Source organism: Azospirillum sp. UFLA03-27, from assembly GCF_059803775.1.
This window is the reverse complement of record NZ_JAUQTX010000476.1, coordinates 1-1,833: the sequence shown is the minus strand read 5'-3', so window position 1 is coordinate 1,833 and position 1,833 is coordinate 1. Positions and strand designations below refer to the sequence as shown.

Genomic DNA, 1,833 nt, shown 5'->3' with positions numbered 1-1,833 from the left:
GAAGCCACCGGCGGCGCCCGCTACATCGAGACCGTCTACGGACGCGGCTACAAGTTCGAGGCCCCGCCCGAGCATGAGGACCCTGCCCCGGCCCTGCAGGCGCGCCGGGTGTTGCCGGGCTACGCGGCGTTCGGGCGCGGGATTGGCGAGGCGCGGCTGGCGGGGTGAGGGCGGACACGATCTGAATGCCGCGCGCTTCCCTTTTTCGTCCGGCATGTCACATTTCGCGGGCAGGCGTTGTCATCCCCTTCGTGGCTGCACTTTTGAAGGAGGTGACGATGGCCAAGGACATCGCAACGATTGACCCTGGGTCCCCATGCCTGACGCTGATAAACGTTTATGGGGTCGAGCCGAAGAAGCAGGCTGCCTTGGCGAAGGCCCTTTCGGAATCGACCGAAAACACCATTCGCCACCAGCCCGGCTTCATGTCGGTCTGCATCCATTGCAGCCTCGACGGAAAGAAAATCGTGAACTACGCCCAATGGGCATCCAAGGAGCACTTCGAGGGCTTCATGAAGAAGCCCGAGACGCAAGAGCAACTCAAACAGTTCGCAGGTCTCGCGACGTCGGTCACGCCAAGCCTCTACACGGTCGAAGCCGTTCACGCCGAATAACGAAGGAATGGCAAAGCGGCAGGACCATGGACGACATCCCCACCGACCCATCATTCTCTGAAATTCGCCCCCGCCTCATCCGCCTCGCATACCGGATGCTCGGATCGGTGGCGGATGCCGAGGACATCGTCCAGGATGCCTATCTCCGCTGGCTGGCGACTGACCATGAGACGGTCCGACAGCCGGCGGCCTTGTTGCACACCATCGTCACGCGCCTTTGTCTGAACGAACTGAAATCCGCGCGGCGCAGACGCGAAACCTACATCGGGCCGTGGCTGCCGGAGCCCATCGTTGACGTGGGGGAATTGGATTCCATCGATGACATCACGCTTCCGTTGATGATCGCGCTGGAGCGTCTGTCGCCGTTGGAGCGAGCGGCCTTTCTGCTGCACGATGTTTTCGGCATGGGGTTCGATGAGGTCGCCAGCGCCATAGGCCGTGAAGCCGCAGCATGCCGCAAACTGGCCGGCCGGGCGCGTGAGCATATCCAGGCGGCTCGCCCACGCTTCCTCGTGACGGAAGAGCATGGGCTGGAGATCGCTGCGGCGTTCTTCGCCGCGTCGCGCGACGGTGACATGGACCGGCTGCGTTTGCTTCTCGCCGATGATGTCATTGCCAGCGCGGACGGCGGTGGCAGGGTGCCGGCTTCGCAACGTCCATTGATCGGAATCGATGAGGTAATGGCGCGGCACGTCCAGCTTGCGCAGGAGTTCAACCAGTCGCCGTCCTTTCTCATACGCTATGCCATGATCGACGGGCTTCCCGGCTTCATCTCCGTCGAGGGCGGCCGGATCGTGCAGACCACCGCCTTGCACATCGAGCAGGGAAAAATCGTCGCAATCTACATCACCAGAAACCCGGACAAGGTGCGGCACCTGGACGGGCACTGTCGCGGAGTACGGATCGAGATCGAGCAGAGCTGAGGCCGATCAACGGCTTCAGCCCGTTCCCTTCGGGTTTCGACGGACGCTCAACCCGACCAGTCCGCGCTGAGAGCCTCCTCTTCCAGATCCAGCCAGGCCCCGGCCAGCGGCCCCACCGTCAGGTCGCCGCCCAGGCCCGCGTCGCCCATGGCTCCGGCGAACCCGTCCTGCATGTCGGCCAGCGCGGCGGAGGACAGGCCGCCGCCGGTCTGCAGCGTCACGTCGAACCGCCGCCCCTCCCCCGCCGCGACGAGCCTGTCTCTTATACACATCTGACGCTGCCGACGATTATACGC

The 1,833-nt window shown here is 63.8% G+C and carries 2 protein-coding genes and 1 pseudogene; 2 read left to right on the top strand and 1 reads right to left on the bottom strand.

Annotation, left to right across the window (positions count from 1 at the left end; genetic code table 11):
* Nucleotides 1-278: 278 nt before the first annotated feature.
* The gene (locus tag Q4I23_RS32505; RefSeq protein WP_498528976.1) at nucleotides 279-614 is read left to right on the top strand and encodes an antibiotic biosynthesis monooxygenase family protein; all 336 of its coding nucleotides are present in this window, start codon (nucleotides 279-281) and stop codon (nucleotides 612-614) included.
* A gap of 26 nt (nucleotides 615-640) precedes the next feature.
* Complete coding sequence (locus Q4I23_RS32500; RefSeq protein WP_498528975.1) at nucleotides 641-1,537, top strand: sigma-70 family RNA polymerase sigma factor; 897 nt, start codon at nucleotides 641-643, stop codon at nucleotides 1,535-1,537.
* 47 nt (nucleotides 1,538-1,584) lie between these two features.
* Here Q4I23_RS32500 and Q4I23_RS32495 read toward each other — a convergent pair.
* Nucleotides 1,585-1,833: pseudogene (locus tag Q4I23_RS32495) on the bottom strand (hypothetical protein); the annotation flags it as partial.

Excerpts from the sequence above, each read along its gene's own strand:
- Q4I23_RS32505 (WP_498528976.1), top strand. The coding sequence starts at position 279 with ATGGCCAAGGACATCGCAACGATTGACCCTGGGTCCCCATGCCTGACG.
- Q4I23_RS32500 (WP_498528975.1), top strand. The coding sequence starts at position 641 with ATGGACGACATCCCCACCGACCCATCATTCTCTGAAATTCGCCCCCGC.